The 13,044-nt window shown below is 56.2% G+C and carries 13 protein-coding genes; 6 read left to right on the plus strand and 7 right to left on the minus strand.

Going from position 1 to position 13,044, the window contains the following annotated elements; all coding sequences use genetic code 11:
• Window positions 1-83 precede the first annotated feature (83 nt).
• The gene (gene guaB / locus V8L71_RS04605) at window positions 84-1,553 is read right to left on the minus strand and encodes an IMP dehydrogenase (protein ID WP_101147940.1); all 1,470 of its coding nucleotides are present in this window, start codon (window positions 1,551-1,553) and stop codon (window positions 84-86) included.
• A gap of 115 nt (window positions 1,554-1,668) precedes the next feature.
• Here guaB and V8L71_RS04610 point away from each other — a divergent pair, with 115 nt between their 5' ends.
• On the plus strand, window positions 1,669-2,316 hold the full coding sequence (locus V8L71_RS04610; protein ID WP_232774973.1) for a DsbA family oxidoreductase: 648 nt from the start codon (window positions 1,669-1,671) through the stop codon (window positions 2,314-2,316).
• Between the two features lie 4 nt (window positions 2,317-2,320).
• Window positions 2,321-3,664 (plus strand): exodeoxyribonuclease VII large subunit, encoded by a 1,344-nt coding sequence (gene xseA / locus V8L71_RS04615; protein ID WP_336273316.1) that lies wholly within the window; start codon window positions 2,321-2,323, stop codon window positions 3,662-3,664.
• A gap of 53 nt (window positions 3,665-3,717) precedes the next feature.
• Here the strand turns inward: xseA and V8L71_RS04620 are convergent, their stop codons facing one another.
• The 4 genes from V8L71_RS04620 to V8L71_RS04635 all read right to left on the minus strand — a co-directional run bounded on the left by V8L71_RS04620 (window position 3,718) and on the right by V8L71_RS04635 (window position 6,488).
• The gene (locus V8L71_RS04620) at window positions 3,718-3,852 is read right to left on the minus strand and encodes a hypothetical protein (RefSeq protein WP_281362644.1); all 135 of its coding nucleotides are present in this window, start codon (window positions 3,850-3,852) and stop codon (window positions 3,718-3,720) included.
• Between the two features lie 451 nt (window positions 3,853-4,303).
• Window positions 4,304-5,419, minus strand: coding sequence for a DUF3618 domain-containing protein (locus V8L71_RS04625; protein ID WP_336273317.1), 1,116 nt, complete (start codon window positions 5,417-5,419; stop codon window positions 4,304-4,306).
• Window positions 5,416-5,853: a phage holin family protein gene (locus tag V8L71_RS04630; protein ID WP_336273318.1), complete on the minus strand. Its 438-nt coding sequence runs from the start codon at window positions 5,851-5,853 to the stop codon at window positions 5,416-5,418. The genes V8L71_RS04625 and V8L71_RS04630 overlap by 4 nt, the downstream gene beginning before the upstream one ends.
• A 23-nt stretch (window positions 5,854-5,876) precedes the next feature.
• Window positions 5,877-6,488 (minus strand): hypothetical protein, encoded by a 612-nt coding sequence (locus tag V8L71_RS04635; RefSeq protein WP_336273319.1) that lies wholly within the window; start codon window positions 6,486-6,488, stop codon window positions 5,877-5,879.
• A 623-nt stretch (window positions 6,489-7,111) separates the two neighbouring features.
• Between V8L71_RS04635 and V8L71_RS04640 the strand changes: the two genes are divergently transcribed.
• Both V8L71_RS04640 and V8L71_RS04645 read left to right on the plus strand, forming a co-directional pair.
• Complete coding sequence (locus tag V8L71_RS04640; RefSeq protein ID WP_176303272.1) at window positions 7,112-7,966, plus strand: SDR family oxidoreductase; 855 nt, start codon at window positions 7,112-7,114, stop codon at window positions 7,964-7,966.
• Window positions 7,967-8,192: 226 nt separating this feature from the next.
• Window positions 8,193-8,447 (plus strand): helix-turn-helix domain-containing protein, encoded by a 255-nt coding sequence (locus tag V8L71_RS04645; RefSeq protein ID WP_008959029.1) that lies wholly within the window; start codon window positions 8,193-8,195, stop codon window positions 8,445-8,447.
• A 91-nt stretch (window positions 8,448-8,538) separates the two neighbouring features.
• On the opposite strand, the gene V8L71_RS04650 is transcribed toward V8L71_RS04645, so the two are convergent.
• Window positions 8,539-9,426: a MurR/RpiR family transcriptional regulator gene (locus V8L71_RS04650; protein WP_336273320.1), complete on the minus strand. Its 888-nt coding sequence runs from the start codon at window positions 9,424-9,426 to the stop codon at window positions 8,539-8,541.
• A gap of 164 nt (window positions 9,427-9,590) precedes the next feature.
• Between V8L71_RS04650 and V8L71_RS04655 the strand changes: the two genes are divergently transcribed.
• On the plus strand, window positions 9,591-10,916 hold the full coding sequence (locus V8L71_RS04655; RefSeq protein ID WP_336273321.1) for an aspartate aminotransferase family protein: 1,326 nt from the start codon (window positions 9,591-9,593) through the stop codon (window positions 10,914-10,916).
• A 44-nt stretch (window positions 10,917-10,960) separates the two neighbouring features.
• Entirely contained in the window at window positions 10,961-11,527 is a 567-nt protein-coding gene (locus V8L71_RS04660) for a carboxymuconolactone decarboxylase family protein (RefSeq protein WP_336273322.1), read from the plus strand.
• Window positions 11,528-11,549: 22 nt separating this feature from the next.
• On the opposite strand, the gene argA is transcribed toward V8L71_RS04660, so the two are convergent.
• Window positions 11,550-12,863, minus strand: coding sequence for an amino-acid N-acetyltransferase (gene argA / locus V8L71_RS04665; RefSeq protein ID WP_336273423.1), 1,314 nt, complete (start codon window positions 12,861-12,863; stop codon window positions 11,550-11,552).
• Between the last annotated feature and the right edge of the window lie 181 nt (window positions 12,864-13,044).

Raw genomic sequence — 13,044 nt, forward strand, 5'->3', positions numbered from 1 at the left:
TTAAGCGGTGTGGGTGCCGCTGGTAAGGCCAAAAAGCAAGCGGCGGGGCAATGCCCGCCGCGCCATATAACTCATCTTGCTGGTTAGCTCACCCGGTAGTTGGGAGCTTCTTTGGTGATCTGCACGTTGTGGACGTGGGATTCGTTAAAGCCAGCGCCGGTAATCTGTACGAATTCCGGCTTGGTGCGCATTTCCTGAATATCGCGGCAACCGGTGTAGCCCATGGAAGCGCGCAAGCCGCCCATCAGCTGGTGAACGATGGCGCTCATCATGCCTTTATAGGGGACGCGGCCTTCGATGCCTTCCGGCACCAGCTTCTCGGCACCTTCGCTCTTATCCTGGAAGTAGCGGTCGGCGCTGCCCTGGTTCTGGGACATGGCACCCATGGAGCCCATGCCACGGTAGGCTTTGTAGGTGCGGCCCTGGTAAAGCTCGACTTCACCCGGCGCTTCTTCGGTACCGGCCAGCAGGCCACCGACCATCACGGCACTGGCGCCCGCGGCAATCGCTTTGGCCAAATCACCGGAGTAGCGCACGCCGCCATCGGCAATCAGCGGAATATCGAACTCTTTGAGCGCTTCGGCCACGTTGGAAACCGCGGTGATTTGCGGTACGCCAACACCGGCGACGATACGCGTGGTGCAGATCGAGCCGGGGCCGATGCCGACCTTAACGGCATCCGCACCCGCTTCGGCCAGTGCTTTGGCAGCGGCGCCGGTGGCGATGTTGCCGCCAATCACCTGAATGGCCGGGAAGTTCTGTTTGATCCAGCGTACGCGATCAATCACGCCTTGAGAGTGGCCGTGGGCGGTATCGACAATGATCACGTCCACGCCTGCTTCAGCCAGCGCCGCGACGCGATCCGGCGTTTCCGGGCCGGTGCCGACCGCCGCGCCGACTAACAAACGGCCGTCGCTATCTTTTGCGGCCATTGGGTAGGTGCGGGCTTTTTCGATATCCTGGAAGGTGACCAGGCCGCGCAGGTGGAACTCATCATCGACGATCAGCATTTTCTCGATGCGGTGTTCTCGCATCTTGGCTTTGCTGGTTTCGAGATCGGTACCTTCTTTGACGGTAATCAGCCGGTCGCGCGGCGTCATGATCGCTTCTACACTGTCGCCGTGGTTAGGCTGGAAGCGCATGTCGCGCTCGGTCACGATGCCTACCAGAGTTTCGCCTTCTACCACGGGGAAGCCGGAGAAGCCGTACTCCCGCGCCATGGCGAGCAGGTCTTCGAGTTTGGCCTTGGGGCTCACGGTGACCGGGTCTTTCACGATCACGCTTTCGTGCTTTTTGACCTTGCGCACTTCAGCGGCTTGCTGGGTCATGGTCATGCTTTTATGGATGATGCCAATGCCGCCTTCCTGAGCCATCGCAATCGCTAGACGCGCTTCGGTAACGGTGTCCATCGCAGCAGAAAGTAGCGGAATGTTGAGCGAGAGATTGCGGGTCAGGCGGGTTTTGAGGCTGACATCCTTGGGGAGGACATCGGAGAAGCCGGGAACGAGAAGAACGTCATCGAACGTAAGTGCTTCTTGGGCCATACGTAGCATAGCGGCAACACCCTGATTGAGAGGAAGTGGGGCGTGAAAGGTTAATCGCCTATTATAGCGTTTTGAGGGGTGCTCCAGCAATGCAGTCAGGCTGTTGTGCTTATACCAATTGCTAATGACGTTTAATGTTAGGCTGCTGAACTGGACATTTTACGACGCGGAGGGCGTTCTGTTGCCTCAGGAAATCATTGTATATACTGACTATGTTTGCCCCTTCTGCCTGCTGGCGGAAGAGGCGATTGTTCAAGCAACCGACGGTATGGATGTAGAAATCCGCTGGCGGCCTTTCGAGCTGCGCCCTGCCCCAGTGCCTACGCTGAAGGTGGAAGACCCTTACCTGCCCCAAGTATGGCGCGATTCGCTTTACCCCATGGCGGAAAAACTCGGCGTGCCCATTACGCTGCCCAACATTTCCCCGCAGCCACGTACGGATAAAGCCTTTGAAGTGTTTGCCATGGCCGAAGAGCAGGGATTGGGTCACCCCTACTCCATGGCGGCCTTAAAAGCGTTTTTCCAGCAGGAGCGAGACATTGGCGACCCTGAGGTATTGGCCGATATTGGCGAGTCGGTAGGCCTGGAGCGCCAAGCGGTGCTGAATGCCCTGGCCGAAGGCCGTTACCGCGAGCAGCACCAAGCGGCGCAGCGCCACGCGGTGGATGAAGCACGTATTCAGTCGGTACCAACGCTGGTGATCGATGGCGAAGTGATTCAGGGCGTGCCCGATCCTGCGGCGTTAAAACGTTATTTATTAGAGCGGGCGTAACTCTATGGCCTCCCCGACTCCCCAGGCACTCTCCGTCAGCCAACTCAACCAGCGCGCCAAGCAAACCCTTGAGCGCGATGTGGGCGAAGTGTGGGTAGAGGGCGAGCTCTCTAACGTTTCCCGCCCGGCCTCTGGGCATGTCTATTTCACGCTGAAGGATGACCGGGCGCAGATCCGCTGCGCGCTGTTTCGCCAGCGGGCGCGGTTTGTCTCGGCGCCGATGCGCGATGGCGATCAGGTCAAGCTGCGTGGGCGTGTGTCGCTGTTCGAGCCCCGCGGTGACTACCAACTGATTGCCGAGGCCGTGCAGGCTGCGGGGCTGGGGGAACTGCTGGCGGCGTTTGAGCGCTTGAAAGCGCAGCTGGAAGGCGAAGGAGTGTTTGCCAACGCCCGCCCGCTGCCCTTCCCGCCCCGCAAGCTGCTGATTTTGAGCTCCGCCACTGGCGCGGCGATTCGCGATGTGCTGGCGGTGCTGGAAGCACGCTGGCCGCTGGCGGACGTAACGTTGATTCCAGTGCCGGTGCAGGGCGCAGAAGCGGCACCGGCGATGATCTCTGCGCTGGCGTTGCTTAACCGTCAGGCGCGATTAGACCCCGAGCGGGATGTAATCTTGATCACCCGCGGCGGCGGTAGCCTGGAAGATTTATGGGCGTTTAATAACGAGCACCTAGCACGGGCGATTTTTCACTCCCGGCTGCCGGTGATGTCGGCGGTAGGCCATGAGGTGGATATTACGCTGGCGGATTTCGCCGCCGATATGCGTGCGCCCACGCCCTCTGCCGCGGCCGAACGCTTAGTGCCGGATCAGAACACCCTCAAGCGCCAGCTAGAGCATCAACACAACCGCCTGCAGCGGGCCATGCAGGCGCGACTGGAGCGCGACAGCCAGCGCCTAGATACCCTGCGCGCCAAGCTGCGCCACCCTGGCGAGCAGCTCAATCGCCAGCGCCAGCACTTAACCGCCCTTGATCAGCGCTTGAATCGTGCCATGCAGCAAACGCTCAGCCTGCAGAAAGCCCAGCTCACACAGCTAAGCAGGCGCTTGGCCAGCCAGGATATGACGCGGCTGCATCGTGCAGAAAGCGAGCGGGTAAGTCAGCTTCAGCGCCGCTTGGGCACCGCCATGCAGCGCCAGCTCGAAAACCGTCAGGCACGCTTAACCAGTGCTGCACGGGAGCTCAATGCGGTCAGCCCGCTGGCGGTATTGGGGCGTGGCTACGCGATTGCCCAGGATGAGCAGGGCCAGGTGATTCGACGCGCGGAAGATACACAGCCGGGGCAAACGCTAAAGCTGCGCTTGGGAGAAGGGAGGTTGAGCGTGGAAATTAAAAGGCGCTACAAGAAGTAGCGCCTGCGCTGGTTCAGCACTGTATTCGCAATGCTAAGCCATGGTTAGAGAGCTTATTTCTTATCATCCGACTTTTTGTCATCGGAGCCCTTATTGACGTGATGCGTATCCGGCATTGGGTTGGCATCATCGTGATGATCGTCGCGGTCTTTAGGCGCTTTTTTGTCGTGCTCGGAGGCTTGAGTCATCGCTTTTTCCTTATGGTGAAGGTCTGTGTTTCTTTATTGCCCTGGCTATCTCAGCCAACCGGGCTCCTTGAATAGCGTGATAAACGCAAGAATGAAGGCTATCAATCTTACCTCCTATCCAAGCTGCTTTTACTGTAGCTGTTACTGACTAACTTGCAATGCAGCAGCGCGGCGTCCAACCAATCACCATTTTAAATATAACCATTTAAAAACAGACAGTTGGATAATTAATAGCGTATTAAACGGACCGTATTGGGAATCCCAATAACACTTATGGTTTGCCGCTATCGATTAGCGATGTTAGCGGCTTTTGTGCTGGCTTTTTATGCCGACTCTTGTAGCCAAACCGGTCTTGCTAAACCGTTCTTGCAAAACAGTCCCTGCTAAAGAGCAGTGGCCGCATTAAGCGGCCACTGGTTTCACTCATTTTTTATCAGCAACATCAGCAATGTTAGGGCGTGTGGTTAGTCCCCGACCCTTGGGTGTTGCCGGAGGGTGTGCTCGACCCCGCCAAGCCCTGGCTATGTTTCTGATGGTCATGTTTCTGGTGCTCATGCTTTTGGTCATGGCTCTCAGGTGCAGAGCGCTCCGTTGTGGGCGTTGGGGTGGGTGAGCCTGCAATTCCCGCCTCCTGATGCTGCGGGGCGTTTACGTTCGCATCGTTAGCACGATGGGAATCACCCTTAGCAGATTCGGCTTTTTCATGGATCGTATGCTGAGCCTTATCCGCTTGCGCTTGCCCGGTTTCGGCAGCCTTATGCATAACGCGGTCGCGATACTCACCCATGTACTCATCCTCTTTCTTGGTGGCGGGGAAAATACCGCCTAAGGCGGCACCCAGCGCAAATCCGAGGGCGCCGACCACTAGCGGATGATCCTGGATGAAATCGGAGGCTTGGCTCTTGGACTGGTGAGCACGATGCTCCATATCGTGCATGCGATCGTGAGCACTATGCTGAAGATGGGATGAAGAATTACGCATATTATCCCCCATTTGGTGTGCCTTACTGCCCCATTGCTGTGCGGTGTGCTTGGCTTTTTCGCCGAGGTGTTGGGCTTTGCCTTTGGCACCGTCTTTCATGCTGCTGGCGCCTTCTTTCGCCCGGCTCATACGGCCTTTACCATCGCTATGGCTTTCTGAACCACCGCTGTAGGTGGGCGTTCCAGCGTTGGGATGCGTGCCTTCGTGAACGGGTATACCTGGCGCGCCATGAGAGCCGCTAGTACCCGATGAAGACTGCCCGCCGGTGTAAAAGCGCTGGTCAATATCAGATGCGTACTGCTGCTTGTGGCGTGGCTCATTTGGGTGACGTTGAGCCAGCATTAACCAGCCCAGACCGGCAGTGGTGACCAGAAACGGCAGCGGGTTCTGCTTAATGGTGGTGCCTAAATTAGACACGAATTCGTTAGCGCCTCCATGGCGAATATACTCATAGGAGGTATTCAACAGCTGCTGAGGAGAGAAGCGCTCTTCGATTTCATGCAGGGTAGAATCAAGGCGCTCGCGCGATTGATTGATATCCTTTTCAATCTCTTCGGGACTGCGCTGATGGTCATGATCCGTCATTTCAACTCCTCCTTGACGTTGTGCTGATGCTGTTTCGCCGTTGTTTTGTCGCTTTGCAAACTATGTATCGTACGGCTGGGCATCAAATTACGCGCCTGCAGTTTCTTCTGGCCCGCTTTAAGCATCATCACACCGATAACCGACACAACGACGCCGACAATCAACGCAGAGAGCCACGGTGTGGTCTCGGGCGGAAGCACCTCATTAAGCAGAAAGACTAACGCTGCCAACAGGGTTAAAAAGCCGCCCATCAGTACCGCACCAGCCATCGCAATCGAAGCGATGGCGCCCATCGCTTGATGGGTCTTCTCGGTCATCTCGGTCTTGGCGAGCGCGGCTTCGTTGCGCACCAGCGAGCTAATTTCCTGCATCACCGTCGACACTAGCGTACCGACCGATGAGCTTTGCGACGTGGGTTTGTTATCCGAATCCATTCTATGCCTCCCTGGCCCTTACGTTAGGGCATTCCATTTTCACGACCCGATGAACCTACTGCTCCATTACCGGCAACGGAGCTGCCTGAAAGACTTGATGATTGGCTAACTGGTGACGCCTGTCCGGCAGGTACGTTTTCCTGCATCGGAAGACCCGTTGCGCGCTCGTCAGTGGTATTTGAATAACGTGAGTGCGAATCGTCACTATGCGAGTGCTGGCCAGAACTACGCAGAAAGCGGGAAGCTAAAAAGCCAGCGGCAATCAGGCCGCCTACAAACAGCGCGGGCTCACGACGGCTAAAGCTTTGCGCTTCATTACATACAGTACGTAAATCTTTATCGCGCAATGAGCTGGAAAACCGTTCGGTGGTATCAGCAAACTTTCTCGCTTGTTTCGAGAAATAGGGCTGCTGCTGGTTATCGAACTCATCAGCCATTTTTTGCAAAACGTTGGTGAACTTGTGGGACTGCTCTGCCGCGCTATCACGCTGTTGATTGAAGTAGCTTTCAGCTTGGTGATGGGCAGCATCACTGACCTCGTGGGCCGTGTCGCGTCCTTGCTGTTTGAGCGACTCCGTTGAGCGGTTGGACTGGTTGGGCGCGCCTGTGTTGGGCTGCTTTCCTTGATCGGTCATTTGTCACTTCCTCCTTGTCGTCTCACTTTTCAGCATCCGTGGTGAAACACAATCAGCGTCACTGCGAATCTATTAAGTGCATGTCATTAACGCTACGATGCTAATACCTAATCGTTAATGAAATTATGCGCTTAGAGAAAATAAGCCCTTATTCCTAGTGAGCTTATCCTCCTTAATAGATTGATTACCTTCAAAATACAGTGCTTGGCAAAGTGCTTATAAAAGTTAGTACTTTTAAAAAATGGCATTTCTTTAACCCAGCACTTCTAAAGCCTAGTACCCCTAAAACATAGTGCTCTTTCTATTATTGTCAATTTATGCGCGCCGCCATTTAAAACCCCAACCATTTACTTAACATAAGTTATTTATTTAATAGAGTAGCTTTTTACCTTAACGCTTGTTATTGAAACTCAGCTAAATCCCTGAAATCTATAAAAGTCCATTAATTAACGGCGGCTTGCTTGTTTCTACGCCTTTGGTCTACGTTGAAGGTTGGCGAATATTCGAGGAGTGAATATTCACTGTTTACCTTAGATATTAACCATCGCTGTTAATCATCCGTCATAGGTAGTCATCATCAGTTTGAACGACACACATCCGTGCCAACAATGGAGTGACCGCACATGAGTGATCAAAAGCAACCTCCCCAGCATCAAGATAAGCAACCGGGTGATGAGTACGCGATGCGCCCGGAGCCTGAGTACATTCGCGAAAGCTACCGCGGCACTGACAAGCTGCTAGACAAAGTCGCGATTATTACCGGCGGCGACAGCGGCATTGGTCGTGCCGTGGCCGTGCACTATGCCCGCGAGGGCGCGGACTGCACGATTGCCTATTTAGACGAAGATAAAGATGCCGAAGAGACCAAACGGTTAGTCGAAGCGGAAGGCCGCCGTTGCTTGGTGTTAAAAGGCGATGTGGCTGAACCAGACTTTTGCCGCGATATTGTTAAGCGCACGCTCGATCACTTCGGCAAGATTAATATTGTGATCAATAATGCCGCTGAGCAGTATGATTGGGACGATATTACCGAGATCCCCGATGATCAGCTGCTGCGTACGTTCCAGACCAACATTTTCAGCCATTTCTATCTCACCAAATCTGCCCTGCCGCACCTCGATAAGGGCGATACGATCATCTGCACGTCTTCTATCAACGCCTTTAAGGGCAACGCTACGCTGATCGATTACACCGCCACCAAAGGCGCTATTCAGGGGTTAGTGCGCTCGCTGGCGATGTCGCTGATGGATCGCGGCATTCGCGTAAACGCCGTGGCGCCAGGGCCTGTGTGGACCCCGCTGATTCCAGCCAGCTTTGAGGATGAAAAAGTAGCCTCATTCGGCGGTCAGGTACCGATGAATCGCGCAGGCCAGCCCAGCGAAATGGGGCCTGCGTATGTCTATCTGGCCAGCGAAGAGTCTTCCTACATGAGCGGCCAGACCATGCACTTGAATGGTGGCGTGATTTTAAACACCTAAGCGTTTGTTATTCAGATATAGCGCAAACTTTAACGGGGCGGCCTTGGGCTGCCCCGTTAATGCGTTTCACATAAAATCACTGACCACCGAAATATTCCCGTTCGGTAATATTTCCTTCCAGAAAGCCTCTCTAATCACTGAAAGTTACCGATCGGGAATAATCATAGCGTTTTGATCACTAATATGGTCTATCATTACCGTACGGTAATTTTATCGGACAGTCGCTATGACCTCCCAGATAGAGAGTGCAAAACGTATTCGCAGCAGTGAAGAACTGGGCAAGCTAGTTCAACAAACCCGGCGTGATCAATCATTGTTGCAAAGTGATATTGCCGGGCTTGCGGGCACAGGCAACCGCTTTATCGTCGACCTTGAGCGCGGCAAGCCAACCCTGCAGCTACAAAAAGTACTCGATGTTTTGGATCTAATGGGATTGGAAGTGATTATACAGCGCAAAGGGAATCACCATGGCCGCCCATAGCGAAGCGCTTGATCTGTTGCATGAAAGACAAAACGCTGGTCGGCTTAAGTAATGATCTACCCAGATCAATATGACTGACTGGCCTCGCTTTTCACTGCCCCCGGGGGATAGCCGTCGCATAGGTATTGCGTTGTAAGAGATGTTTATCTGCTTGCTGTAAGGCTTCTAGCGTTTTGGGCCGGTCGTACTCCGCCAATAAGCTGCATAACACTTCGGAGACAGCTAACGCGGGGGTTAGCGTATGGAAAAAGCTATCGCTTTCCGTGGGGCATAGAACAGCCTGCTCTGACAGCGCTACCAGCGGCGACACTTCACTATCGGTAATGGAAACAATGCCCACCTCCTGCTCTTTTGCCAACTGGGCAAGTTCCAGCGCCCCGGTTGCATACGGTTTGATAGAGATAACGAGCAAGACATCCTCAGAGGTAGCGCGGATTAACGCGTCTCCGCCGGTTCCTCCAGGCCCATCCAGGTGCACGGAACGCTCGCCTAGCAGGGTCATCACGTAATGGAAGTGCCAGGCAACGGCATGGCTGGAACGTAAACCCAGCACGTATACCTTTCTCGCTGACTTTAGCCTATCGGCCACTGCTTCCAGCCGCCGCAGTGAATCGGGCTCACACAGTTTAGCCAGCTGGGCACTTAGCCCCTGAAGCATATGCGAGGCGGTATCGCTTACCCCCCTTTCACTGCCTTCATCCACCCGCTTTCGAACCTTGGCCGCGAAGCCATCGCCCCCCTCGCGTAATACCGCCGCATGCTGCGCCCGCAGTTCGTCGTAGCCTGGCAACCCCAGGAATTTGGCAAGCCGTGTCATGGTGGCGGGTTGCACATCGGCATGGCGCGCCACCTCACGCATAGACACCAACGCCACGTCCTGCGGATGCTCTAGCACGTAGCGCGCGGCCTGCTGCAGCTGCGCAGACATGGCATCGTACTGGGCAATCATCTGCTCTCTCAGCGAATCGCTCGGCGGCATAGTCGTTGGCTCTGTGAAGAAATAAGGGTTGGCTCTGCGAACAAATGATCCATATGTTTCATATATTATTTTAATGATTTATTTGTTGCAAATATCTTTGTGAGTATGCCAATCTCATTGTCATGTGAGCTGCTCACCGTTTTGATCATGAGGATAAAGAAGCTATGACGCGTATTCTTCACCGCAGTATCGGCGCGCAGTTGCCCCATGCTGCATCGGCAGAGGGGGTCTATATCACGGATACGGCGGGGCGCCGCTATCTGGATGGCTCAGGAGGCGCTGCGGTCACCAGCGTCGGTCACGCCCACCCGGAAGTGCTGGCGGCCATGCGCTCACAGATCGATAGCCTCTGTTACGCCCACACATCCTTCTTCACTACCGATGCCGCTGAAGCGCTTGCCGAAAAGTTGGTGGACTTGGCTCCAGACGGGTTGGATTACGTCTACCTGGTGTCGGGTGGGTCAGAAGCCGTTGAAGCGGCGCTGAAAATGGCCCGGCAGTACTTTGTCGAGATCAATCAGCCTCAGCGGCGGCATATCATCGCTAGACGCCAGAGCTACCACGGCAATACCATCGGCGCATTGGCCACCGGTGGCAACGCCATGCGGCGCAAGCAGTTTCAGCCCATCCTGCCAGAAACCCACCATGTATCGCCTTGTTATGCGTATCGCGATAAGGGCAGCGATGAATCGCCCGAGGCCTACGCGGCGCGGCTTGCCGAAGAGCTTGAGGCGAAAATTCTCGAACTTGGCCCTGAAGAGGTCATGGCCTTCGTTGCCGAGCCCGTGGTCGGCGCCACCTTAGGGGCGGTCGCCTCCGAGGCGGATTACTTCAAGCGCGTGCGTGCCATTTGCGATAAATACGGCGTACTGCTGATTCTCGACGAAGTGATGTGCGGCATGGGAAGAACCGGCACCGTCTTCGCCTGTGAGCAAGATGGAGTCGTCCCGGATATCATCACGATCGCCAAGGGTTTGGGTGGCGGCTACCAGCCGATCGGCGCGGTGATGCTATCGGCCAACCTCTACGCCAGTTTCGCCAATGGGTCTGGGCTTTTTCAGCATGGCCATACCTATCTTGGCCACCCTGTGGCTGCCGCAGCCGCTAACAAGGTGGTGGAGATCATTGCCCGGCCGGAGACGCTGGCGAATGTTAATAAAATGGGCATGAGATTGCAGAGCGGCCTTGAAGCGGCGCTCGATGCATCGCCCCATATGGGTGATATTCGCGGCAGGGGCTTGTTTCGCGGTATCGAGGTTGTCGCGGATAGGGAAAGCAAAACGCCTTTTGACCCGGCTCGCAAGCTTCACGCTAAGATCAAGCGGCAGGCGATGGCGCGTGGCCTGATCAGCTACCCGATGGGCGGCACCATTGATGGCATTCACGGCGACCATATCCTGCTGGCACCGCCTTATATCATTGCGCCTGACGAAGTAGATCTGATCATTGAGCGTATCGTCGGGGCCATCGACGCCGCCATTGCAGAGTAATAACACGACAACTATCTGAATAACGATCTAACTGGAGTTGACCCATGCCACCGTCCCCCTGCCCGCCCATTTCTGACGCCAACTGGCCTGAGGAGATCGCTGACTTACGCGAGGGCTTTGCTGGCGCGCTCAATGTGTATCGCACCATGGCCCATCACCCGGCTTTGCTTAGCGCCTGGGCGCCCTTGCGCCAACACGTCGTTAAGGAGAATGCGTTAGGCCCAGCGCTGACCGAAGTGGTGATATTACGCGCGGCTCTGCGTATGGGCTCCGCCTACGAGTGGGCCCATCATGTGAGCCGGGCGCTCGCCCTGGGGTTCTCCGAACACCGCATTACGGCTATTCGCGGTACACCCGAAGGCATCGACGGCCTTATCGTTAACGCTGTGGATGCGTTATTCGATGAGCGCATGCTGGCCAAGGCGCAGGAAGCAGAACTTGCCGAGGCGATCGGGCGCAAGGCAGTGATCGACCTGATCGCCATGGTGGGTTTCTATTCGGTGCTGGGCTATCTGCTCAACACCTACGACACACCGATCGATGACGCTGTTGAACAAGAAGCGCGGCAACAGCCGGCGCTGTTTTCGCTGATGCCCAGCTCAACAAGCTAATCCAGCGCTGTGAATAAGCGCATTACGCTAACTGCTTGACCAACACCTTCGATTTACGGGCGTGGTTATAGGTTTCGCGTTTTAGTGGAGGCAGATCTTCCAGGCTGGCGGCGCGGAAGCCGCGCTCCACAAACCAGTGAGCGGTGTGGGTAGTGAGCACGAACATCTCGTCCAACCCACGCTGGCGGGCACGGCGCTCCATGGCTTCCACCAGGCGCTCGCCGCGCTCGCCGCCACGGTAGCTGTCGTGCACAGCCACGCAGGCGAGTTCGGCAATACTGGTATCGGGGAAGACGTGCAGCGCGGCGCAGCCGATCACCATGCCGTCGCGCTCGATCACCATGTAATCATCGATCTCGTGCTCCAGGCGCTCGCGGGAACGGGCGACCAACATGCCCCGCCGCTCTAGCGGCTCCAGCAGTTCTAGCAGGCCCGCCACATCGTTCAACGTCGCCGGGCGCAGTTGCTCGTAGCGGTGCTGGGTAATCATGGTACCCACGCCGTCACGGGTGAACAGCTCACCCAGTAAGGCGTCATGGTTGTGCCAAGAGAGCAGGTGCGTGCGCGCCACGCCTTCCCGCGCGGCGGTGCAGGCAGCCTGTAAATGGCGAGCTAACTCACCACCTGGAACGGCGTTGGTTAACCGCGGCTCGGCTTCCGCCGGGGAGAGCTGACGCAGCAGTGCGCCATGCTCGTCTTCCAGCCCTTCGGACTCACCGAGCAGAATAAGCTTGTCGGCTTTTAACGCCACGGCGGCGTGCTGAGCGACTTCAGAGGCGTCCAGATCGAACACTTCGCCGGTACTGGAGAAGCCCAGCGGCGGCAGCAACACCAGCGAGCCTTTTTCCAACAATCCTTGAATCGCGCTGGCCCGCACGCGGCGTACTTCGCCGCTGTGGTCAAAATCGACGCCTTCACGCACGCCAAGCGGTTTGGCGGTCACCAGGTTGCCAGAGATGACGCTCAGCTCTACACCGTGCAGCGGCGTGCTGGGCAGGCCCAGCGACAGCCGCGCTTCCAGCCATAGCCGTTGATGGGCGGCGACCTGCTCCACGTGGGCCATCACCGCGCGATCCGCCACCCAGCGGCCGTCGACTCGGGTGGGTTCGACACCCGCCGCGGTGAGCGCTTCATGCACCTGGGGGCGAATGCCAAACACCACGACCAAGCGCACGCCCAGGGTGTGCAACAGGGCTAAATCTTGAATCAGTTGCTCCCCTCGGCCAGACGCCATCGCTTCGCCCTCAATTAAGATGACAAAGGTTCGCCCCCGGTGCGCATTAATGTAGGGGGAGGCGTTACGAAACCAATCAACAAAGGGGAAGCGCGTATCCAAGGGCCGCTCTCCGGCAGCAGGTGAAAGAAACATGCGACGTTGTCCACGTCCGATGGGGTACTTTACCAGAGCACAAAAAACAGCGGCACCTTCTAATGCAAATCTGCTGAATCTAATGCAGATAAACATGAAGATGCCGCTGTGACGTTCCCGCTCAGGTACTGCTTAGAGACGTTCGAGC

It is taken from the genome of Vreelandella indica, from assembly GCF_037070225.1.
GTDB classification, from domain to species: domain Bacteria; phylum Pseudomonadota; class Gammaproteobacteria; order Pseudomonadales; family Halomonadaceae; genus Vreelandella; species Vreelandella arctica.

Coding starts and splice junctions, on each gene's coding strand:
- xseA (WP_336273316.1), top strand. CDS start 2,321: ATGGCCTCCCCGACTCCCCAGGCACTCTCCGTCAGCCAACTCAACCAG.
- V8L71_RS04660 (WP_336273322.1), top strand. CDS start 10,961: ATGCCACCGTCCCCCTGCCCGCCCATTTCTGACGCCAACTGGCCTGAG.
- V8L71_RS04610 (WP_232774973.1), top strand. CDS start 1,669: ATGACGTTTAATGTTAGGCTGCTGAACTGGACATTTTACGACGCGGAG.
- V8L71_RS04630 (WP_336273318.1), bottom strand. CDS start 5,853: ATGGATTCGGATAACAAACCCACGTCGCAAAGCTCATCGGTCGGTACG.
- guaB (WP_101147940.1), bottom strand. CDS start 1,553: ATGCTACGTATGGCCCAAGAAGCACTTACGTTCGATGACGTTCTTCTC.
- V8L71_RS04655 (WP_336273321.1), top strand. CDS start 9,591: ATGACGCGTATTCTTCACCGCAGTATCGGCGCGCAGTTGCCCCATGCT.
- V8L71_RS04645 (WP_008959029.1), top strand. CDS start 8,193: ATGACCTCCCAGATAGAGAGTGCAAAACGTATTCGCAGCAGTGAAGAA.
- V8L71_RS04620 (WP_281362644.1), bottom strand. CDS start 3,852: ATGACTCAAGCCTCCGAGCACGACAAAAAAGCGCCTAAAGACCGCGAC.
- V8L71_RS04625 (WP_336273317.1), bottom strand. CDS start 5,419: ATGACGGATCATGACCATCAGCGCAGTCCCGAAGAGATTGAAAAGGAT.
- V8L71_RS04650 (WP_336273320.1), bottom strand. CDS start 9,426: ATGCCGCCGAGCGATTCGCTGAGAGAGCAGATGATTGCCCAGTACGAT.
- V8L71_RS04635 (WP_336273319.1), bottom strand. CDS start 6,488: ATGACCGATCAAGGAAAGCAGCCCAACACAGGCGCGCCCAACCAGTCC.
- V8L71_RS04640 (WP_176303272.1), top strand. CDS start 7,112: ATGAGTGATCAAAAGCAACCTCCCCAGCATCAAGATAAGCAACCGGGT.